The organism is Secundilactobacillus yichangensis, assembly GCF_016861565.1.
GTDB classification, from domain to species: domain Bacteria; phylum Bacillota; class Bacilli; order Lactobacillales; family Lactobacillaceae; genus Secundilactobacillus; species Secundilactobacillus yichangensis.
In genome coordinates, this window is sequence record NZ_BOLK01000007.1 from 55,120 (window position 1) to 77,435 (window position 22,316).

Consider the following 22,316-nt stretch of genomic DNA (forward strand, 5'->3'; position numbering starts at 1 on the left):
TTTAAATGCTATTCTTTTAGCAATACTAAGAGAATACTTATAGGATAGGTATGTAATGTTTATCTGAATTCGGAGAATACGAGCAACTTTTTCACAAGGAAAAATGTAAGATATTGCGGGTTATGTCTCAAACTTTTAGCTTAAAGATATTTAATAATCTTTTAGGATAATCGACATCTGCCTGTAGTTTCATAATATAATTACACTACTAACTATAGAGGGGCAATAAATATGTCTTTAAAGGAAACATTCGTAGGAGAATTAGAAACGATTCTAATGAAGGTTGGCGGTAAAGATCGATCTGGTCAAAAACTATTCATTACTCGTAAAAATGTAAGTGAAAACTTAAATAAAGGAGAAAAAGGTTTCGGTTTTATATCCTTTATTCGCAGTGATCAGACAGTTAGTGGTCGTTATTCAGGACTATCAGTTAAAGTTAATCCGGGAGAAAATCATTATCGAATTTCACTAGATATCGGAAATGATGGTTTTGGAGATGATTATCAATTAGCAACATTGCCAGGAACTCGACGGCGTTTTCTTAACTTACAAAAAGACATTATTAATTATTCGAAGGCTAATAATGCTGATATTAAGTCGTTTTGTTCCTTAGATTACGGTGATGATACGTCTAAGCGACAACTAAAGGATCTTGAAAAAGAATACAAAGAAGACGATATTGACTCTCATGCACAAGATTTATTTGTTGTATTCGTTAAAAAGCCAGGATTAAACGAAGAAGCTCAAGATCAATCTGATAATCAAGAAGATTTTTGGCTTATTTTTAAAGCTGTTGTGGCTATTTATGCTCAATTACGACAATGGTCATCAAATAAGGGTGAGATTAAAGAAGCTGATAAATTTATTAGTGCACTCCATAAAGATCCTACTAAAACGCAAGATATGTCTGGGTATGTTCAAAGATTATTGGATCATCGTCAATACGTTGTTCTTCAAGGGGCACCCGGTACCGGAAAAACTTACTTAATGAGTGAATTAAGCAAAAATTATGAGCCCTTTTTTACTCAGTTCCATGCCGAGACAACTTACTCGGATTTTGTAGGTGGTTATAAACCTGTTACTAATGCTGACGGACAATTAAGCTATCAATATTTTGAAGGACCGCTATTGAAAGCAATTCGTGCAGCACAGAAAGATAGTGATCACAAGGTCCTGCTGATGATTGATGAAATTAACCGAGCTAATTTAAGTAATGTGTTGGGCGAGGCTTTCTATTTGTTTGAAAAACAAACTGGTCAGCAAAGGCGGAACGTGGAACTCGGCGATCCACAAAAACCAATTAAGATTAAAGTTCTTCCCACAAATTTATATGTAATTGCAACAATGAATACAGCTGATCGATCCTTGGCAGTTGTTGATTTTGCTTTAAGACGCCGATTTGCTTGGTATACAATGTACCCACATTCTCTTAATTCAGTTGGTCATCAAACCTTTCATTCAAAGCAGTTTGAAGCAATGGATCGCATTTTTCAAACATATGCAACTAGTGAGGAACTGATGTTGGAGCCAGGACAAGCATATTACTTAACTGATTCAAAAAATGCAGGGGCTTTGATGAAAGATCGATTGGAATATGAACTTCTTCCGCTTATTTGTGAATACCTTGAGAATGGTTTAATGACGCAGGCCAAGGATGCCTTGAATCAATACTTTGTTGATGAATTAAATCAAACGTTGTTTATTTAGGAGGATTATCTTGGGTAAAGATTTTCATGTTTCTATAGTTGAGATTTCAACCTTTACAGACTATGTTTACCATCTCCCTAAAAGAATGATTGACCGCAGGACGCCACAAGATGATCAGGCGACCTTTATTGAGTTAAATCGAGAAGCTTTCTTGTATTTAGGTATTGACGCCCATCAAGTAAATGGTGACTTACATCTGATAACTAATGGCTATGTTGGCGCAGTTCCATTAAGAATGCCGCAGGGTGGTAAAGGGAAAGCCATTACGGATCTAATCATCAGGCCACGATATGGTGTTCACGAAACGAACTGTTTTGCGTGGATGAGCGAACTGGCCGATTTTGCTGGTGTTAATTTAACTCCAGAAACGGATGCTAGATTAAAATTAACCCGCTCTGAAGGTACGCCTACACCGCGATATTTAGTAGCTCAAGAGGTAATTAATCATATGGTTGCTGTTGTGAAATCACGCGGCTGGCAGATGTTTAATAACGAACATAAACAACTCGAACGACCAGTTGGTAATGTAGACTGGACTCAGTATTCTAAACAATCGGCAGATCCTCAGAAAAGATTATTATTTCCAGCAAACGTTAATGTGATGACTCAAAACCACTCTGAATTCGAACGTGCTTTAAATGTTCTTTCTGAAGCAATTCAGATTATTAATAGTCGGTTGACACCTAACCGAGTTAAACAAAATTGCATGGAAAATGTGGCTTTCTTACAGCACCAGGTTAGTCTTAGCAGCAGTGTAAAGCATGAATTGGAACCCTTTCGCATTCAGAAGCGTGAAGGTGTGGATGTTCAGCAGTTAAAAAGAGTGCTAAATGCATTTATTCAGCAACAGTCAAAGCGAGAATATAGCTGGCGAATTGATTTCTCGACGTTGTTTGAGCGATACGTTCAAAAATTACTTGCTCATACAGTCAATCAAGTATTCAACAACACTAGGATTGTTCATACGCTAATGCCGCATTATAGCCACCAGGTTTCTCAACTAATGCCAAGGTATCTTGAACCTGATATAATTGTTGAATTTGCTGGTCATAAGATAGTATTAGACGCTAAATATAAATCTTACTTTTATAATCGTTTCGGTGATGATCATAAAAGTCAGCAAGAGAGAATACGGTTTGATATTCATCAAACTATTGCGTATACGAGTTTAATCGATGCTCGAATTGCAATTATTATGGCGCCAGTTGATGGTGATGAAGTTGTAGAAGAAATATCACAGTATGATCGAATTACCATTGGTGTGCTGGGGGTTCCACTGAATTGGCGACACGCTAGAAACTATGAGAATAGAATACGGATATTTTTTGAGAAAATTATTGAAGCTCACAACGAGAAGAATTAGTGGATATGCTTGGAAATTCTTTAATATATTTAATTAGTTGCATGGCCATTATTTAAACCTTAAAATTGAAGAAACGCAGTTTGAGTAAATTTAAGTGTCATCATAATTAGTTAAACGGTATATCTATAATTTAAAATCAAAGGGTTTGAGGAAAATGACCAGAGAATATCAATCCGAGGCCGAACTTGAAGATCAACTTATGAAGCGATTGAATGCACTTGGTTACGAGACTATCAAGTTGCGAGACGAAAAGGCAGTTATTGCTCACTTCAGAGATGTTCTTAATGAACGTAATCGTGATCGTTTAAGAGAGAAAAAACTAACAGACACAGAATTTGCTAGAGTTTTAAATGAATTGGCTGGATCAAAGACGATTTATCAAATGGCTCAGTTATTAAGGGGTTCAGATTATCAACCTCAAGGCAAAATTGTTATTACCCGAGATGATAATTCGGAAGTATATTTAGAATTCTTTGACGGTACAAATTTTAAGAATAATAAATTTGAAGTTGCGCATCAGATTACAGTTAATGCAAAGTACACTAATCGGTATGATGTGACTATCCTAATCAACGGTTTGCCAATTGTCCAAGTTGAATTAAAACGGCGTGGCGTGGAATTGCCACAAGCTTTCAATCAAATTATTCGCTATCGTAATGAATCTTTCCGTCAGTTGTTTAGATTTATTCAAATATTTGTCATTTCAAACGGTGAAGATACTCGGTATTTTGCTAATAATGACGGTAAATTAAATTCTAATTTCATGTTTTATTGGACGGATAAGAAGAATCATTGGTTAAATGAAATCAATGCTTTTTCGGCTTCCTTTTTCGATCGCAAAAGACTGCATAGCTTAATTGCTCGATACACTATTTTTGATAGTGACGATCAGCGGATTTTAATTATGCGGCCATATCAAGTATACGCAGTAGAAGCAATTATTGATCGGGTGCAGAATCATCCAGGTGAGAATGGGTATATTTGGCATACTACTGGGTCCGGAAAAACAATTACTGCTTTTAAAGCTAGTCAACTTATTGCGCAAAAAACAGATGCTAAAAAAGTTATTTTTTTGATTGATCGGTCTGACTTAGATACCCAGACAGCGGATAATTTTAACGCCTACCTTCCTCAATTAAAGGGAGAAGACCGGGCTTTAGATCGTATTGATAGTACCAAGATGCTGGTTGAACAGCTGCAAAGTAAAAGTAACCCGTTAATAGTTACGACAATACAAAAGCTTAATTATGCTATTCAGAATGATCGGTATAAAGACCTATTGACACCTTACCACGACGTCAAAGTGGTATTCATTGAAGATGAAGCTCATCGTAGTCAATTTGGCGAGATGAGAAAGAGTATTAATCGATGGTTTAAAAATGCTCAGCATATTGGGTTCACTGGTACGCCAATTTTTGCGGAGAATGTTGGTCAAGATGGTCGTACAACCGAAACGCTTTATGATGAGTGCTTACATCAATATTTGATTAAAGATGCAATTAGGGATCGGAATGTTTTAGGCTTTTCCATGCAATATTTAAATACCATTCATGGCAAAGATGTTTTTAAAGATGGGGATGAGATGGTTTCAGGTATTGATAAAAAAGAGGTTATGGAAGCTGACGATAGACTAAAGATGATTGTTCAACATATTTTATTAAACCACGGTCAGATAACCCATAATCGACATTACAATGCTATTTTAGCGGTTCCTAGTACTCGGGTAGCTTTGAAGTATTACGACCTGTTTAAGAAACTGGACCCAGAGCATCAGCTGCACGTTACAACTATCTTTACCTGGGAAGCAAATGAAAAAGATAATGAACAAAAGCAAGATAAAAAGGAAACGTTGACGTCTCGTCATGGTCTTGAAAGTGTCATTAAAGATTACAATCAAATGTTTGAAACAAACTTCAGCACTGAAAAATTCAAAGACTATTTCAATGACGTTTCGCGACGAATGAAGCAGTTTAATTATCAGACACCAGAAAATAACATTGACATTTTAATCGTTGTTAATATGTTTTTAACGGGGTTTGATTCACCTAAATTGTCTACGCTGTACATTGATAAGAAATTGCAATGGCATAATTTAATCCAAGCATTTTCTAGAACCAATCGAATAGAATTAGACTCTAAACCATTCGGAAATATCTTAGCTTATCGAAATATGAAGCAAGATACAGATAATGCTGTGAGACTGTTTTCAGCTGGATCTTCAGAATCCCTTTTTGTTCCAAGCTATAATGAATTACAAGGGCAATTTGACGACGCTGTGAAGGAGTTGAGAGAAATCTCGCCTACTCCTCAAAGCGTAGATGGCCTTCACGACTTGGGTGATGAGGCCCTGCAAAAATTTGTGTTGGCTTTTCGAGAGATTCTTCGGATTTATAATAAAATACGCGTTTATGATGAATTTGATTTTAGTAAAATGGTGGATTTCACCCATCAGGATATGGAGTCATACAGAAGCAAATATGCGGTTGCTTATCAAAAAATAATTGAAGGTAGAAAAGATTCTGATCCTTCATCAATACTAGATGATATTGATTTTGAGATTGAACTAATTGCTGCTGACACTATTGATGTGGGTTATATTGTGAATCTGATTCACGCGATCAATCTTAAGGATGATGATCAATGTGTGAAAGATACCCGTCGGATAAAAAAGATGCTGGTGAACGCCACTGATCCAGATTTACGATTAAAATCGGACTTACTTCAAGCGTTCCTAGAAGAAATTGTTCCTAAGTTGGATCCGGAGGACAATGTCGGTAACGAGCTTAACCAATTCCTTATTAGGAAGCGAGAGGAATCTGTTAAGAATTTTTCTGAAGAAGTCCACCTTCCGGAAGAGGTTATTAAGAAGGAAATGGATGACATCAACTTTTACGGTGAGCACGCAAATACCAAGGCGCTTAATGATGCTTTAAATGCAAATGGATTGAAGTTCATGGAGAAACGTACAGTTAAAAACCGAGTTAAAACGTTTGTCACTAAAGCATTGAAAAAATTCGTGTTGTCATAGAATAGGAGAATTATCTTAATGTCAGAAACACATATTGAACAAGCGCAGCAACAGGCAGATTTGCAAAAGCGGCTTTGGGCAATTGCAAATGATTTGCGTGGAAACATGGATGCAAGTGAGTATCGTAACTATATGCTTGGACTAATCTTCTATCGTTTCTTATCTGGTCGGGTTGAAGATTACGTTAACAAGCAATTGGCAAATGATGAATTAACCTTTGAACAGGCGTATGCGGATGATGAAATTGGTCCGGAACTCAAAGACGATGTTACGCAAACATTAGGATTCTTTATTGAACCCAAATATCTTTATAGCTCATTAGTCAAAGACATCGAATCAGGTAAGTTTGATATTGAAAAGTTACAAATGGCGGTTAATGAGGTCGAGAATTCAACGATTGGTCGCGAGTCGGAAGATGACTTCAGAGGTTTGTTCGCCGATATGGATCTTTCCTCTAATCGATTAGGTTCGAATCCTGCACAGCGTGGAGATCTCATGGCAAAAGTCATGTTGAATTTAGCGGATATTCCATTTGGCGTCAGTGATTTGCAAATTGACGTACTGGGTGATGCGTATGAATACTTAATTGGCCAATTTGCAGCCAACGCTGGTAAGAAGGCTGGTGAATTCTATACACCGCAACAAGTATCAAAGATTTTAGCTAAAATTGTCACACTTGAAAAGAATAAATTAAAAACAGTCTATGATCCGACAATGGGGTCTGGGTCTTTACTATTACGTGTAGGGAACTCGGCTAAAATTGGTTCTTATTATGGGCAGGAATTAAATGGTACAACTTATAATTTAGCCAGAATGAATTTACTAATGCATGGTGTGAATTACAGTCGATTTGATGTTTACAATGGTGATACTTTAGAAGATGACCATTTTGATAACAAAGTTTTTGATGCAGTAGTTGCAAATCCACCTTATTCGGCTAAATGGAATCCTGAGGGAAAGTTGGAAGATGAGCGCTTTCGTAAGTATGGTAAAACAGCGCCAAAGTCAAAAGCTGACTTTGCGTTTGTTGAGCATATGTTATATCACCTTTCGACGGATGGAACTATGGCGGTTGTCTTACCCCATGGTGTGCTCTTTAGAGGCGCGGGTGAAGGCAAAATTCGTCAGTATATGATTGAGACGGATAATGTTTTAGATGCTGTCATTGGCTTGCCGGCTAATTTGTTTTATGGTACATCTATTCCAACAGCAATCCTTGTTTTTAAGAAGAATCGACAAAATAAAGATATTTTCTTTATTGATGCGTCTAATGATTTTGAAAAAGGAAAGAATCAAAACAATCTGACCGATGAACAGGTACAAAAAATCGTTGACACTTACGCTAAACGGGAAAACATTGACAAGTATGCTCATAAAGCGACTTATGATGAAATTGTTGAAAATGAATTTAACCTCAATATTCCACGATATGTAGATACTTTTGAAAAAGAGCCACCTGTTGACGTTGATAAATTGGTGGATGATATGAAGAAGACAGATTCTGAAATTGATCAGTTAGAAGCTGAGTTTAGTGATATGTTAGGTGATTTAGTGGGCCAAAATGCTGACGCTCAACAGCAGCTTACGAAAATTAAGGAGCTGTTTGGTAAATGAGTAATAAAATAACGCCAAATGTGCGATTTAAAGGATTTACGGATGCTTGGGAACAGCGTAAGTTAGGTAGTGTTCTTAAAGAGCATACAGAGTTAGTTTTAGGCAGTAACTATCCAATTGCAACTTCTTCCAGAAAAGGGCTTTTTTTGCAAAGTGAATATTTTGAAGGGGAAAGAGTAGGAATTGATGAGAGCGTGAGCTTCCATATTGTTCCGCCGAATTTTGTTACGTACCGGCACATGTCGGATGATTCAATCTTTCATTTTAATAAGAATACATTTGGAAGTTCTGTTGAAGTTAGTCGTGAATATCCTGTGTTTACGACTAACTCTATGGCAAATGTTGATTTTATTATCCAACATTTAAACTCATCGCCAAAATTTTTATACTTTTCTATGCAGCAAAAAAAGGGTGGTACGCGTACTCGTCTCTATTACAAAATATTGTGTCAGTATGAGCTAATGATCCCTTTAAAGAAAGAGCAAGATAAAATTGCACAGTTCTTTAAAATAATTGATTCCATTATCGCTCATCATCAGAAAAAGCTTGAAAGTTTGCAACAGTTAAAAAAATTATTTCTTCAAAAAATTTTTGATCAAGAGTGGCGTTTTAAAGGCTTCGCTGATCCTTGGGAACAGCGTAAGTTAGACTCATATTTTCGGGAACGAAAAGAACGATCTCAAAATGGTGAACTTCTTTCGGTCACAATTAATTCAGGAATTGTTGAAGCAAAATCTTTAGATCGAAAAGATAATTCAAGTAAGGATAGATCAAATTATAAAGTAGTAGAAGTGAACGATATTGCATACAATTCTATGCGGATGTGGCAAGGCGCAAGTGGAGTCTCTAAATATCACGGAATTGTAAGCCCTGCGTACACGGTATTGATTCCTCGACAAGAGACCTGTTCCTTATTTTTTGGATATATGTTCAAGACAGTTGATATGATTCATAAATTTCAGATTAATTCACAAGGGTTAACATCAGATACTTGGAATCTGAAATTTAAGCCTTTATCCCAAATTAAAGTTTATGCTCCAAATAAAACAGAACAGTGTAACTCTGCGACTTTATTAGATAAACTAGACCAGCTTATCGCTCATCATCAGAAAAAGCTTGATCAGCTTAAGCAACTTAAAAAGTGGTTTCTACAAAACTTGTTTGTTTAATTGAAAATGGTATAGGGCAACCATTACGCATATGTTCAGCGGAATAGATTAAGTGATAATACTAGTCAAAATATAAATAATTCTGTATCAATTAATTAGATAATCTTGAGATTGTCTAATTTTTTGTATGGAGGTGTCAATATGGCACAAGAATTGAGATTACATGAATATTTTTTTCAATGGATTCAACTTTATAAGAAGGATGCAGTACGACCAGTTACTTATCAGAAATATGAAATGACACACAGACAACTTGTGAGTTTAGCTCCGGATTTATACCTAGCTGATATAACACGACTAACATATCAACAATTATTAAATGATTATGCGGAAAGTCACGAAAGGCAAACTGTTATGGATTTCCATCGACATGTAAAAAGTGCCTTAGTGGATGCACTTGAGGATAATTTAATTAGTCGGGATCCAACGCGAAAAGCGACTATAAAGGGCGTTCAGCAGCGTCAGCATAAAATAAAATTTTTGAATCAGCATGAAATGCAGAGTCTGTTAAATATACTGAGATTAGATGAGGGTGTCAATTGGGATTATTTTCTCCTTCTAATCTCTAAAACCGGATTACGTTTTGCAGAAGCACTTGCGCTGACACCGAGTGATTTTGATTTTGCTCATCAGTATTTAAATGTTAATAAGACATGGGATTACAAGTCAGATAAGGGCGGTTTTGCCCCGACAAAAAATAAATCATCAGTTAGAAAAGTTCAGTTGGATTGGCAAACAGTCATTCAGTTTTCACAATTAACTAGAGATTTACCTGACGATAAGCCAATATTTGTTCAAAGAAAAGTATATAACGATACAGTTAATCATTATTTGGAGAGATTGTGTAAAAGAGCAAAGATACCAGTAATCTCTGTTCATGGACTTCGCCACACGCATGCATCATTGTTACTGTATGCTGGTGTGAGTATTGCATCAGTAGCTCGAAGACTTGGACATTCAGATATGACGACCACTCAACACACGTATTTACACATAATACAAGAGCTAGAGAATCAGGATAATGATAAAATTATGAAACATCTAGCCAGCTTAATATAAGAAGAAGGTTATAAATCATGGATGATACTGGATCCATGATTTTTTTAATATCGTTGATGATGAGCGATAGAGTTATCTATTAATTCTGTCAATAAACTAATTTTATTTTGTTCATCAAAACTTGGAAATTTAATTTCAAGTCTTTTTACAATCGAACCAGATAGGTTACCTTGCCCGCCTTGTAGATATTTACTTATAATATGTGTTTTTTGAAAGCCTAGCCACTGCCCAATAAATTGCGTATTATAATTTTTCTTAGGCTTAATTACCAAAATTGCTTGATTGATAGCTCCTTTTATTTGCGATATACCAACCTCACCGCTCGTTGCCCCATATAAAGCGTATAGTAAATCTCCAACTTCAACATTTTTTGCTGACGAATTATTTAAACCTTCTTCCGTAAGGTACAATTCTGTATGATCTTGACCTATTTCAGCTGATCTAATGAATGGAATAGTTCCTCCGTAATATTCTCTTCTACTGATTGATGGAGTTCCGCCTGAATATGAATCACTTATATCACCCAACTTACGCTGTTCCCAGACGAAAGAAAAAATTTCTTCATACTTTCAACTTTTCAGTACTGGGTTTTTGAGATTACGTTTGGGAACAGCGTAAGTTATCTACACTAGCTCGTTTTGCTAAAGGATCAGGATTTTCAAAGTCCGATTTAACTCCGAAAGGAAAGTCCATAATTCTGTATGGCAGAATGTATACCAACTATGAAACTGTTATTAAAGATGTAGACACCTATGTTAATGGCAATTCAGAAGGTATTTATAGCATAGGGGATGAGGTTATCGTGCCTGCTTCGGGAGAAACTGCTGAAGATATTTCTAGAGCCTCAGTCGTTAGGAAGCCAGGCATTATACTTGGTGGTGATATTAACATTATTTATCCGAATGAGAAAATTGATTCAGAATTCTTAGCTTTAACGATTTCAAATGGTCAACAAAAAGCTGAGATGGTAAAAAGAGCTCAAGGTGCTTCCATAGTACATTTACACAATAATGATTTAAAACAAATTAAACTTATTTTTCCTCGTAAAAATGAGCAACAGAAGATTTCATTATCCATTTCAAACATAGAAGAAACTATCGTTCATCATCAACGAAAGCTATTTTACAGAGAAGTTGGCTTAAATGAATCATATTTAGAAAAAACTAATGGAAGATCCTGATGCAAAATACTAGCATACTTAGATTTGAATGACGCTTATTGTGATAGAGTATGTATAGAATATACAAAGATTGGTTGGCGGAATTATGACTAATATAGATTATCATCAACTAAAAATGTCAAAATATGGATTACCTTCTTGGGATGGTTTAGTAGCTCCAACTATAGACATTGGATTGCAAAAGGAAGATTGGCGTGTTAAAGAATTGGAAATAGCCGTGGCAGATGCGTTAAATCTTCCAAAAGAACTAAGAAATCTAACTTACGAAAAATTTCCTGATAATAATATTATCATTGATCGTGTAAGTTGGGCACTTTCAGAGGGTGCTTCTTCTGGGGTATTTGTTAGGCCACGTCGGGGTATATATAAAGTTACGGAATTAGGTAAAGAGCTTTTTGAACAATATGGCTATAAACTAGATGCAAAAATAATTCATAGTCAGCCCCAATACATCGCACATCAAAAAGAGGTTAAAGAGCGAAAAAAAGCAAAAGAATCCAACGCTTTAAACGATGATACAGAATCTAAATCAGAAGAATTACATGGGACCAGTGAATCCACTGTTATTGTTAACGAGATCGAGAAGCAAATTGAAAATTATAATACTCAGGTGGCAGACGACTTGTTAAATAGAATTCGTGAAGCAGAACCCAAGTTTTTTGAACATTTAGTGGTGGATTTATTAGTTAAAATGGGATATCAAGGCGTTAATGGTAATGCAATTGTTACTCCACAGAGTCATGATGGAGGGATTGATGGTGTTATCAATCAAGACCCGTTAGGAACAAGTACCGTTTATTTACAGGCCAAAAGATATCAAGCAAATAATATCGTTCAGCGGCCGGGTATTGAACAGTTTTTTGGGGCTTTGAATCGGCTACATGCTGATCGAGGCGTGTTTATCACCACGTCTAGTTTTTCAAAGCAAGCAATTCAAACTGCTAAGAGCTTTTCAATTGTTTTAATTGATGGATTGAAACTCACTAATCTCATGCTCCAATATCGTGTTGGTGTGGAAGTTAAACATCATTTTGACTTGTTTACTGTGGACGAAGACTACTTCGATTCGGATGAATTGTAAGGGGGCATTTAAAGGGTCAAACTAATAAGAATCCGCTATTTGAATTATAAGTTATGCTAATCAGCGTATTAAGAAAGAATTTAGTTTGTAATAAGAACTAGCTGCTTTCTTTTTGTAGTCAAAACAAATTAGCTTTCAAAAGAATCAAAGCATCCTCCAATATACTGTGATATACTTTTAACAAATTAATAATTGTTTCATAAGGAGGAAATGCTTTGAAATTTGGGAAATTAGTGATCACCCTTCTATCCGCAACGCTAGTGAGTTCAATATTACCGTTATCTGGTCATGCCAGTACCAAGGTGTCTTCATACGAAAATATTAAGAATGCAACCTATACAGTCACGAACGCCAAGGCTACCGTTTATTCTTCTGCAAGCCTCAAGCATAAAAAGGGAACACTCGGTTCTTATGGTTCAAAAGTAACCGGGTATTACGCTGCGCATGTGAAAAAGAGCAATCATGCCAGTATCTATTACAAGTTTAAGGTTGGTAATAAAACTGGCTGGGTGTGGCATGGCTACTTGAAGCAGGCAAAGCCGGCGGAAAAATTTAATGAAGCAGCTGTCGATGCGCGGTTTGTAGAATTGATCAATCAGCATCGGGCAGAAGCAGGGGCTCAGCCAGTAACTGTTGATTCAAATTTATTCCAAAAAGTGACCTTATTGCGTGCCAGCCAGTTGATTACTCGTTACAGTCATACTGATGAAGCAGGCAACTTTATTGCTGCTGACATGGCGGATGCTGCTGGAATTAATTATTGGACTTTTAGCGAAAACATCGCCATTGATAATTGGGAAGGGACTAATAAGGCAACTGCTGATGAAATTTTCGATATGTATTTCTATCACGATGCCGATTCCAACTGGGGTCACCGAGACAATATTTTGAACGGTGAAACCACCAATGCTGCGGTTGCCACTGTCTATAAAGATGGGCAGGTTTATAATGTCATGAATTTTTATAGTACACCGGCTGATCAGTCATTTCCTCAAGACAGTTCGACAGAATCATTTTAAAAGCTTCCTCTAAAAAGTTGAAAAGCGCACAAATTCTGAAAACAGAAATTTGTGCGCTCTTTTAAATTTTGAAAGGCTAGCGGTAATCTCAAGTGTGATTTCAAACCTGGCTAAACTTCATTTATATCAGCAACGGAATCGCGTATGATAATTTTCGGCTCGATAATTTTGACTCGGTTATGACTTAAATGATTGTCCATTCTTTCAAACAGCATCTGAACACCATATTTGGCCATTCCTTCAAATGGGTTATTGATCGTTGTTAAAGCTGGCGTAATAGCAGTGTCGTATGAAATGTTATCGAACCCTGTGATTGAGATTTCCTTTGGGACTTCTATTTTGCGTTCCTGACAGCGGCGAATAGCTCCTAAAGCAATGTCATCACTGGCGCAGACGACACAAGTCGGACGTTTAGAAGCGGGGAGGTCGATAATCTTATCGATAGCATTGTAACCGGATTTTAAGTTAAAACTACCGTCGATAATTGCGTCTTTGTCTAAACTAAGCTGATTGTCTGAACAAGTTTTAATCATTGCGGCAGCTCTTTTGGTACTGGCAACATAGTTGGTTTGTCCGTTAATGTAGCCAAACTTTCTATGCCCGTTTCTGGCAGCATACTCCACAATTTTTCTAATTCCAGCTGCATCATCGCTATAAACGTTATCGATGTTTGTGGCATCGATTGGCCGCAAAATCACCACTGCGGGCACGTTCGACTTCGAAAGCTCCGCAATAAACTGATCGTCGGCAGTTGACTGGCTAACGACTAAAATACCATCGAAGCGGTTTTTAACTTGAAAGTCAAAATTAGTGACACGATCGATTCCCTCAACTGACAAAATGTAATTTTCAGGTAATGCATCATGAACATCACTGATGATAGTGGATAGGTAAGTTGACATATGCGTGTGAATTCGAGAAAAAAACGCGCCAATGACGAACTTTTTGTTTGTTACGAGCCCTCTAGCACTAAGGTTAGGTGAGTAGCCTAGTTCAGCCGCGATTTTAAAAATTCTTTGTCGGGTTGATTCTTTGATAATTGAATTTGGTGTGAACGCCCGGGAAACTGTAGTATTTGACACACCTGCACGTTTAGCAACGTCGATTATTGTCACCAAGAATATCCCCCCTACAGTTTGGTGTTATTGTGTTTTATTATATCCCTAATCTTTCTTGTACCATATACATAATGAGTATAAATTGAAATTCAGGTACGAATCAGGTGCCTAAGTAATGGAATATCTAAAAGTAGTATACAATAAAACAAATGGTATCGTTAACATTTTTTCAATTAAAATTTTGTGAATTATAAACGGCGTTATAATAGTAATCGCTTACATTTTTAACTTAGTGTTTCTTAAAAGCTGTATAAAACAGTGTTGCAATAGGAATTTTAATGTGATAATCTTTGTTTGTTGAAGAAATGGTAACGTTAACATTTCTTTAGCGATTGAATTCATTGCAATGAATTGGTAAAGATTTCGAAAGCGCTTTTCCTTTGGCCCAAAATTTTATTCATCAAGGAGGCAACGTCTTATGGACGCTAGTTCAAAAATCCGTCCAATCGGCCAGATTTCTGCAGGTGAGAAGTTTGGTTTTGGATTAGGCGATATGGCTTGTAATTTAGTTTATGCAAGTATTTCCAGCTATCTTTTGTTCTTTTATACCGACGTGTTTGGCATTAGTGCTGCTGCGGCTGCATTGATGTTCCTGATTGTTCGGTTCGTGGACGCATTTTCAGACCCAATCATGGGCTTCATTATTGACCATACGAGTACCCGGTGGGGCCGTTATCGTCCCTTCCTGCTGTGGGGTGCAATTCCATTTGCAGTCCTGGCGGTTCTCTGTTTCTCAAGTCCATCCTTACGGGGTGCCACTAAGTTAATTTACGCTTACGCAACATATATCCTGTTGTCAGTTTGCTACACGTTCGTTAATGTCCCTTATGGTGCTTTAACGTCAGCAATGACGAACGATCAGCAGGAATCTGTTAGTTTAACTACTTATCGGACTTTCTTAGCTAACGTTGGCCAAGTGATTGTTGCCTTTGGGGTTCCATTCCTGGCAGATGCTATGACTAAGTCAGTTGGTCTTTCAAAAGCATGGCAATTAACCATGGTTATCATGGGTACTATTGGCGGTATCCTCTTATTGATTTGCTTCGGCACGACTCATGAACGTGTTAAGACGCCAGCAAGCCATTTGAAGATCTCGCTAAAAGATGTATTTTCACAATTCCGTGTTAACCGTCCCTTAGTTGTTCTGTGCATCTTCTTCTTTGTCATTTACGGTGTTAAGTCAATTGTTAGTTCAACTGGTATTTACTACGTGACTTACTACGTTGGTCAACCAGGCTTAGTTAAGTGGTACTCACTTGCTGGGACGCTGCCAGCATTGGCCTTTATCCCACTGATTCCATGGCTTGCTAGAAAGTTATCCAAGTTCCAACTGATCATCTTGTCAGTTGCTTGCGACATCGTTGGTATGGCTGGTCTGTTCTTCTGCCGTCCAAGCTGGATTCCGCTGATTCTGATTTCTCGTGGGATTGCTTCAGTTGGTAATGGTATGATCAGTGCCTACATGTGGGCTTTGATTCCTGAAACCGTTGAATATGGTGAATGGAAGACCAACAAACGGATGGGTGGTATGATTTATGCCATCATTGGTTTCGTGTTCAAAGCTGGGAACGCTCTTGGCGGCATGTTACCAGGTTTGATTCTCTCAATGACGGGTTACGTTGAAGGTGTTCAGCATCAAACTGCTGGTGCCATTCACGGGATCGTGATTGCTACCACTGTTGTACCAATCATCATTTACTTCATCGCCATTTTCTCAATGAAGTTCTACAACTTGGATAAGGAAACTTACAAGAAGATTTCTGCAGATCTTCAAGCTCGTAACGCAAAGGAATTAGACTCAGAAAAATAAAAATTTGTTAGATATGAAAAGAGTGATGTCATGGTTAAAGTTGCGAATCCAGTATTAACGGGGTTTAATCCTGACCCATGCTTGTTTAGAGGAGCCGACGCATACTATCTGTTAGTATCGACCTTTGAGTATTTGCCTGGGATTCGAGTTTATCGTTCAGAAGACTTGGTTGAATGGGATTATTACACGTCCATCTTGACTGATATTGATCTAACGGGTAATACTCGTGGCTGTTCCATTTGGGCCCCATTTGCCGCCTACCATGATGGTAAATATTACGTTGTTTATACGGATGTGAAGAGCACTAGAGTGCCATACAAAGACGTTAATAACTACATTATCACGGCTGACAGCATTGATGGTCCCTGGAGTAAGCCATACTATATTAACAGCTCAGGCTTTGATCCATCGGTATTCTTTGATGATGATGGTAAGCTCTACTTCTTAAACGAGTATTGGGATTATCGGTTAAAGACCCATAATAAATCAGCAGGTATTTTAATTCAGGAACTGGAGCCGAAGAGTTTAACACTTAAAGGTGATCCTCAGATTCTGTTCAATGGCACTGCTGCCAAGAAGACAGAAGCGCCAGAGATTTATAAACATAACGGGTATTACTATTTGCTGACAGCAGAGGGTGGTACGGAGTCTGGACACCAAGAGACTATAGCTAGGTCTAAATCAATTTTCGGACCGTATGAGCTTGACCCTAAGAACCCGATGCTGACATCAAAGGATAATCCTAAGTTGACACTACAAAACGCGGGACATGCTAGTCTAGTATCCGATGATCAGGATAACTGGTATCTGGCGCATCTAACGACCCGTCCAATTAAGGACGATGTTACGCTGCTTGGTCGAGAAACCGCTATTCAAAATGTGAAGTGGAGCGACGATGGATGGCTGCGATTGTCAAACGGCTCTAATCAGCCCGATGACTATTACACTGTGCCGATTAATGAAGCTAATCCAGTGCGATCAAACGAATTCCACGATGATTTCAAAGCTGGTAAATTAAACTTTGAACATTGGAATACCCTACGGAAAATGCCGACGAGTGATTGGCTGCAATTCTCAAAGCAAGGTGTAACAATTGCGGGTGGGCAATCGCCCCAGTCAGAATTCAATCAGCACCTTATTGCTAAGCGGCAAACTGATGTTAACTTTAGTACCAGTGTGACGGTTGACTTTAAGCCAACTAATTACATGCAGCTTGCGGGACTGGGCCTCTATTTGGATATTGATAACTATGCTTTCTTGGCGGTTACTTTTGATGAAACGGTCGGTCGTTGCATCACATTGTTAAAAGCCGAAAAAGGTGAATTTAGTATCTTGACGTCACCGATTGCGATTAAGAATGATTCGGTTAAACTGAAAGCTGATGTAAATGGCATTAAGGGGACGTTCTCGTTTGAGGATGGTAACCACGATGTAGAAATCAAACCTAACCTAGATCTTGACTTCTTATCGGGCGGCTTTACGGGTAACTTTATTGTTCTTGATACGATTGATATGGGACAGTACAACCGGGCGAAAGCAACCTTCAATTCATTTGATTATCAACCAAACTGACTTTTAAGATGAAAATTTTCTAAGATCAAATACACTTAACCTATTAACTAAACTGACAAAAGCGCTCGCAGCCTGCAACACTGCGGGTGTTTTTTTATGCCTGGTAAAAATAAGAATTTAGTGAAAAAATATTTGACAATCTCAAGCCTAACCGTTATATTAGACCCAAGTTACAAGTCGAAGGAGGATCAACAATGACAACCCATTCATTTAAAGCTCAAATGCAAAATACTTGTTGTCAAACGTCGCGTGTTCTGCGATGTTTGGCCTGTTAAGCATTGACTTTTGAAGGGTAATTGTTGATTTAACCTAAAAGTCTCTGTTCCAGGTGGAACGGAGTCGGAGAGCGCGCTAATTCTGAAAGAGGAATTGGGCGCTCTTTTTTTGTGGGTGAGTGTGAAGCAAAACGGGTTGACAGCGGCGTGTAAGGGACCATCGGGAAAAATCCCGGTCCTGGATTTATCCCGATGGTCCCTTACACATAGCTGTCAGTTTTGCTGAGCACGTTAAGGCATGGAGGCCCAAACGAGCCACATAGCTATCAGTTTTGTGGAACGCGTTAAGGCATGAAGGCCCAAACGAGCCGCATAGCTATCAGTTTTGCTGAGCACGTTATGGATATACCCAGCTATCAGCTTAAAATCACCAATTATCCCATCCAAGATAAACCACCAGCCAATCAAGGAAGGGGGATCACCAACTGTGTTAATCAAATCAGTTCAGCAGCTCATCGGCAACACGCCGTTAATTGACCTGCAAATCAAAATTCCAAATCATTCTCACATTTACGCCAAACTGGAAATGTTTAATCCGGGAGGAAGTATTAAGGATCGTTTGGGCCAGTACATGATTCAAGACGGCATCGACAAAGGGAAAATCAACGCAGCAACAACCATCATTGAGCCCACTGCTGGCAATACTGGCATCGGTGTTGCCTTAGCAGCACAGGAACATCATTTACCGACTATTTTGGTTGTGCCGGAAAAGTTCAGCTATGAAAAGCAGACCCTCATGAAAGCATTAGGAGCTAAGCTGATCAATACACCAGCAGAGGACGGCATTAAAGGTGCCATTAGCAAAGCTCGCGAAATAGCGGATCGGACACCTAACAGTTACGTGCCCATGCAGTTTGAAAACCCGGCTAACCCAGCAGCTTATTACCATACCCTGGCACCGGAACTTTTGGCTGACCTTGATCAGCCCATCGATGCTTTTGTTGCTGGCGCAGGATCGGGCGGAACGTTTGCTGGAATTGCTAAGTACTTAAAGGAACAGAATCCAAGTACGCAATCGATCGTAGTGGAGCCGGAGGGGTCAATTCTTAACGGTGGTCCGGAGCACCCGCATAGAACTGAAGGAATCGGTGTTGAATTCATTCCGCCATTTTTCCAAGACGTTCAAATCGACCAGACATTAACGATTTCGGATGCGGATGCTTTCAAGTATGTTCGACAGATGGCGAGTCAGCAGGGGCTGTTTATCGGCAGCTCATCCGGTGCAGCGTTAGCCGCCAGTCTAAAGGTCGCTGAACAATTGCCCGTAAATAGTACGATTGTTACCGTATTTCCTGACAGTTCAGAACGTTACATGAGTGAAAACATTTATGAAGACACGACTACCCAAAATCAGACCAAAGAGGAGACTTTAAAATGAAATTCGAAACGAAACTATTACACGGCGGTATCAGTGAAGATCTTTATACGGGTGCGACGTCCATCCCAATCTACATGGCATCCACATTCCATCAAACCAAAATTGGCGAGTCCAAGTACGAATATTCCCGTTCTGGTAATCCCACCCGTGAGGCGGTTGAAGCTTTGATTGCTGATCTTGAGGTTGGGACGCGCGGGTTTGCGTTTGCGTCTGGGTCGGCTGCCATCGATACGGTGTTTTCGATGTTCAGCGCCGGTGATCATTTTATCGTTGGCGATGATGTTTACGGTGGCACTTTTCGGCTGATTGATTCTGTCCTGAAACGTTTTGGAATGACTTTTACCGTTGTGGATACGCGCGATTTAGCCGCAGTTGAATCAGCCATTACGCTAGCAACGAAAGCAATTTATCTGGAGACACCCACCAATCCGTTGTTACGCGTAACCGATATTGAAGCGGTGGCTAACTTAGCTCGGACGCATGGGCTGCTGAGCATTATTGACAATACATTCAGCTCACCATACGTTCAGCGGCCATTGGAGCGGGGCGTGGATATTGTGCTGCATTCAGCTTCTAAATACTTAGGCGGTCATTCCGATGTGATTGGCGGTGTGGTGGTCACTAAGGACGACGAGCTGGGTGAAAAGATCGGGTACCTGCAAAATGCTATTGGCGGTATCTTGGCACCTCAGGAAAGCTGGCTATTGCAACGGGGGATGAAGACATTGGCCATTCGGATGCAAGCTCATCTGGCTAATGCCCAAGCGGTCTTCAACTACCTTTCTGATCAGCCGGCTGTGGCGAAAATCTATTATCCAGGTGACCCCAACAACCCCGATTACGACATCGCCAAAAAACAGATGCACCACGGCTTCGGAGCAATGATTTCCTTCGAACTGCAGCCGGGCTTAGACCCTAAAAAGTTCGTCGAAAGTCTGCGTGTGGTCACCTTAGCAGAAAGTCTTGGCGCGCTTGAATCCTTAATTGAGATTCCTGCTTTAATGACTCACGGTTCTATTCCGCGAGAAATTCGACTGAAAAATGGGATCAAGGATGAACTGATCCGACTTTCAGTAGGCATTGAAGATCAAAAGGATCTATTAGCCGATTTAGATCGCGGTTTCAGAGCCGTTCAAGGGAGCGATAGCCATGTTACAAACCCCGCGGGCCATTCTAAAGCGTGATCCGGCTGCCCACAATTTGCTGGAAGTGGTGCTCACTTATCCTGGAATTCGGGCGTTATTTTGGTATCGAATTGGTCATTTTTTAAACAATTATCATCGTTATGCTTTAGCGAGTTTACTCAGCCAGCACGCTGCCAAAACAACCGGTATCTCGATTGACCCAGCAGCTCAAATTGGTAAGCGAGTTTTCATTGACCATGGTATCGGGGTGGTGATTGGTGCTACCGCAATCGTGGGAGATGATGTTACCATTCTCCACGGCGTTACCTTAGGTGCTCGTGGCGGTGTTATAGCTGGTCGCCGGCATCCAGTCGTCAAGCGAGGTGCTTTTATCGGGGCTAATGCATTGTTGCTGGGACCAATTGTCATCGGAGAAGCAGCCAAAGTTGGGGCAGGTGCTGTGGTTTTAGATAACGTACCAGCTCACTGGACGGCGGTTGGGAACCCTGCACGGCTGATTCGTAAAAACCAGAAGGTCATGTCTCTGCCTATAGAAACTGATAATTGTCAGAAAAACGTGCACCGTGCCTAATGAATGTTATCATCAAAACCCAATGATTTTCTAATCTTGCTGTTGACACACCTTAGATACTGTTTGATAATGATTATCAAAAGGTATAAATTATCAATGCATAAACAGGGTTAAGGGAGAATTCCTTCTGAACTGGAAGGGACTTATTTGATTAAATCTTGGGTAGGAGAATGAAGTATTATGACAAAGATTTTAGCTTACAACGTACGGGTGGATGAACAGCCATTTATTGATCAGTGGTCAAAGGCGCATGGCGTTCAAGTTGATAGTGTTCCAGAGGAACTGCACGATGATACGGTTGATAAGGCCAAGGGCTACGATGGCGTTGATTTTAAACAGCGAACCGTAGTGACTCAAAATCCCGATTTCTATAAGAAATTGGCCAGCTACGGGATTGTTCAGCTGTCAGCGCGCTCCGCTGGTATTGATACGGTGAACTTGAAGTGGGCTAAGGCTAATAACCTGCGGGTGACTAACGTGCCATCTTATTCACCGGAAGCTGTAGCTGAAATGGCGTTGACGCAAGCCATGCAGTTACTGCGCCATATTCCGCAATTCAACGACCGGCTTAGTGACAATAACTACGTTGTTTTAGGGTTACGTTCCCGTGAACTGACGGAATTAACGGTGGGGATTATTGGTGTTGGCCGGATTGGCGGTAAGTTAGCACGGATTTTCCACGCCCTGGGTGCAACGGTGATCGGCAATGATTTACGGGCACCCCGCGAAGATTTGCGTGGCATTATGACCTACGTCAGCAAGGAAGAACTGTATAAGCGTGCCGACATTATATCCGTACACGTTTGGGGTGGCGATGACAATTTCCATCTGATTAATGACAAAGCTTTTGCGCAAATGAAGCCAACGGCGTACTTCATCAATGATTCCCGCGGTCCAGTGGTGGACACGCGGGCGTTGATCAGCGCGTTGAATAATCAGCAAATTGCTGGGGCAGCACTGGACGTGGTTGAGGATGAAACCAAGATTTTTAACCAGAAGTTCGATGGACCAACACCAATCGACCATTATAATAAGCTCAAACAAATGACTAACGTTCTGTTAACACCCCACGTAGCATTTTTCACCGACCACGCGGTGAAGAACATGGTGATGCAGTCGCTGGATGATACGTTAGCGATTATTAGTGGTGGGAAGAGTGAGCATGAATTTTAAAGAGCGTGGAACAACTGGGGTTGATTCCAGAATATAAGACAAAAAATACGAGGT

Annotated in this window: 16 protein-coding genes and 1 pseudogene; 15 read left to right on the plus strand and 2 right to left on the minus strand. The window is 39.4% G+C overall.

Features of this window, described 5'->3' with window-relative positions; all coding sequences use genetic code 11:
* Positions 1-231: 231 nt before the first annotated feature.
* From JUE95_RS07255 to JUE95_RS07280, 6 genes are all read left to right on the plus strand, one after another.
* A complete protein-coding gene (locus tag JUE95_RS07255) occupies positions 232-1,707 on the plus strand; it encodes an McrB family protein (protein ID WP_203650303.1) in 1,476 nt (491 codons plus the stop codon).
* A 10-nt stretch (positions 1,708-1,717) separates the two neighbouring features.
* Positions 1,718-3,070 (plus strand): 5-methylcytosine restriction system specificity protein McrC, encoded by a 1,353-nt coding sequence (locus tag JUE95_RS07260; protein WP_203650304.1) that lies wholly within the window; start codon positions 1,718-1,720, stop codon positions 3,068-3,070.
* A 154-nt stretch (positions 3,071-3,224) separates the two neighbouring features.
* Complete coding sequence (locus tag JUE95_RS07265; RefSeq protein ID WP_203650305.1) at positions 3,225-6,098, plus strand: type I restriction endonuclease subunit R; 2,874 nt, start codon at positions 3,225-3,227, stop codon at positions 6,096-6,098.
* 18 nt (positions 6,099-6,116) lie between these two features.
* Positions 6,117-7,712, plus strand: coding sequence for a type I restriction-modification system subunit M (locus JUE95_RS07270; RefSeq protein WP_203650306.1), 1,596 nt, complete (start codon positions 6,117-6,119; stop codon positions 7,710-7,712).
* On the plus strand, positions 7,709-8,881 hold the full coding sequence (locus tag JUE95_RS07275) for a restriction endonuclease subunit S (RefSeq protein WP_203650308.1): 1,173 nt from the start codon (positions 7,709-7,711) through the stop codon (positions 8,879-8,881). The genes JUE95_RS07270 and JUE95_RS07275 overlap by 4 nt, the downstream gene beginning before the upstream one ends.
* A gap of 141 nt (positions 8,882-9,022) precedes the next feature.
* Complete coding sequence (locus JUE95_RS07280; RefSeq protein WP_203650310.1) at positions 9,023-9,940, plus strand: site-specific integrase; 918 nt, start codon at positions 9,023-9,025, stop codon at positions 9,938-9,940.
* Positions 9,941-9,984: 44 nt separating this feature from the next.
* Here the strand turns inward: JUE95_RS07280 and JUE95_RS07285 are convergent, their stop codons facing one another.
* Complete coding sequence (locus tag JUE95_RS07285) at positions 9,985-10,497, minus strand: restriction endonuclease subunit S (protein ID WP_203650364.1); 513 nt, start codon at positions 10,495-10,497, stop codon at positions 9,985-9,987.
* Between the two features lie 59 nt (positions 10,498-10,556).
* Between JUE95_RS07285 and JUE95_RS07290 the strand changes: the two are divergent.
* From JUE95_RS07290 to JUE95_RS07300, 3 genes and pseudogenes are all read left to right on the plus strand, one after another.
* Positions 10,557-11,120: pseudogene (locus tag JUE95_RS07290) on the plus strand (restriction endonuclease subunit S); the annotation flags it as partial.
* Positions 11,121-11,205: 85 nt separating this feature from the next.
* Entirely contained in the window at positions 11,206-12,201 is a 996-nt protein-coding gene (locus JUE95_RS07295; RefSeq protein ID WP_203650311.1) for a restriction endonuclease, read from the plus strand.
* Between the two features lie 215 nt (positions 12,202-12,416).
* Positions 12,417-13,220 carry a CAP domain-containing protein gene (locus tag JUE95_RS07300; RefSeq protein WP_203650313.1) on the plus strand — a complete coding sequence of 268 codons (804 nt, stop codon included), beginning with the start codon at positions 12,417-12,419 and terminating at the stop codon, positions 13,218-13,220.
* 110 nt (positions 13,221-13,330) lie between these two features.
* Here the strand turns inward: JUE95_RS07300 and JUE95_RS07305 are convergent, their stop codons facing one another.
* Positions 13,331-14,335 carry a LacI family DNA-binding transcriptional regulator gene (locus JUE95_RS07305; RefSeq protein ID WP_235995341.1) on the minus strand — a complete coding sequence of 335 codons (1,005 nt, stop codon included), beginning with the start codon at positions 14,333-14,335 and terminating at the stop codon, positions 13,331-13,333.
* Positions 14,336-14,756: 421 nt separating this feature from the next.
* Between JUE95_RS07305 and JUE95_RS07310 the strand changes: the two genes are divergently transcribed.
* The 6 genes from JUE95_RS07310 to JUE95_RS07335 all read left to right on the plus strand — a co-directional run bounded on the left by JUE95_RS07310 (position 14,757) and on the right by JUE95_RS07335 (position 22,262).
* Positions 14,757-16,148 carry a glycoside-pentoside-hexuronide (GPH):cation symporter gene (locus JUE95_RS07310; protein WP_203650316.1) on the plus strand — a complete coding sequence of 464 codons (1,392 nt, stop codon included), beginning with the start codon at positions 14,757-14,759 and terminating at the stop codon, positions 16,146-16,148.
* Positions 16,149-16,178: 30 nt separating this feature from the next.
* Positions 16,179-17,720, plus strand: a complete 1,542-nt coding sequence (locus tag JUE95_RS07315) for a glycoside hydrolase family 43 protein (protein WP_203650317.1) — start codon at positions 16,179-16,181, stop codon at positions 17,718-17,720.
* A 702-nt stretch (positions 17,721-18,422) separates the two neighbouring features.
* Positions 18,423-19,373 (plus strand): PLP-dependent cysteine synthase family protein, encoded by a 951-nt coding sequence (locus JUE95_RS07320; protein WP_203650318.1) that lies wholly within the window; start codon positions 18,423-18,425, stop codon positions 19,371-19,373.
* Entirely contained in the window at positions 19,370-20,557 is a 1,188-nt protein-coding gene (locus JUE95_RS07325; RefSeq protein ID WP_203650319.1) for a trans-sulfuration enzyme family protein, read from the plus strand. Before JUE95_RS07320 ends, JUE95_RS07325 begins: the two co-directional genes overlap by 4 nt.
* Positions 20,523-21,089 (plus strand): serine O-acetyltransferase EpsC, encoded by a 567-nt coding sequence (gene epsC, locus JUE95_RS07330; RefSeq protein WP_203650320.1) that lies wholly within the window; start codon positions 20,523-20,525, stop codon positions 21,087-21,089. The genes JUE95_RS07325 and epsC overlap by 35 nt, the downstream gene beginning before the upstream one ends.
* A 180-nt stretch (positions 21,090-21,269) precedes the next feature.
* Complete coding sequence (locus JUE95_RS07335; protein ID WP_203650322.1) at positions 21,270-22,262, plus strand: D-2-hydroxyacid dehydrogenase; 993 nt, start codon at positions 21,270-21,272, stop codon at positions 22,260-22,262.
* The last annotated feature ends 54 nt before the right edge of the window (positions 22,263-22,316 follow it).

What these genes read in the sequence shown, in the direction of transcription:
- JUE95_RS07255 (WP_203650303.1), top strand. Translation starts at nt 232, where the DNA reads ATGTCTTTAAAGGAAACATTCGTAGGAGAATTAGAAACGATTCTAATG.
- JUE95_RS07265 (WP_203650305.1), top strand. Translation starts at nt 3,225, where the DNA reads ATGACCAGAGAATATCAATCCGAGGCCGAACTTGAAGATCAACTTATG.
- JUE95_RS07270 (WP_203650306.1), top strand. Translation starts at nt 6,117, where the DNA reads ATGTCAGAAACACATATTGAACAAGCGCAGCAACAGGCAGATTTGCAA.
- JUE95_RS07275 (WP_203650308.1), top strand. Translation starts at nt 7,709, where the DNA reads ATGAGTAATAAAATAACGCCAAATGTGCGATTTAAAGGATTTACGGAT.
- JUE95_RS07280 (WP_203650310.1), top strand. Translation starts at nt 9,023, where the DNA reads ATGGCACAAGAATTGAGATTACATGAATATTTTTTTCAATGGATTCAA.
- JUE95_RS07295 (WP_203650311.1), top strand. Translation starts at nt 11,206, where the DNA reads ATGACTAATATAGATTATCATCAACTAAAAATGTCAAAATATGGATTA.
- JUE95_RS07310 (WP_203650316.1), top strand. Translation starts at nt 14,757, where the DNA reads ATGGACGCTAGTTCAAAAATCCGTCCAATCGGCCAGATTTCTGCAGGT.
- JUE95_RS07315 (WP_203650317.1), top strand. Translation starts at nt 16,179, where the DNA reads ATGGTTAAAGTTGCGAATCCAGTATTAACGGGGTTTAATCCTGACCCA.
- JUE95_RS07325 (WP_203650319.1), top strand. Translation starts at nt 19,370, where the DNA reads ATGAAATTCGAAACGAAACTATTACACGGCGGTATCAGTGAAGATCTT.
- epsC (WP_203650320.1), top strand. Translation starts at nt 20,523, where the DNA reads ATGTTACAAACCCCGCGGGCCATTCTAAAGCGTGATCCGGCTGCCCAC.
- JUE95_RS07335 (WP_203650322.1), top strand. Translation starts at nt 21,270, where the DNA reads ATGACAAAGATTTTAGCTTACAACGTACGGGTGGATGAACAGCCATTT.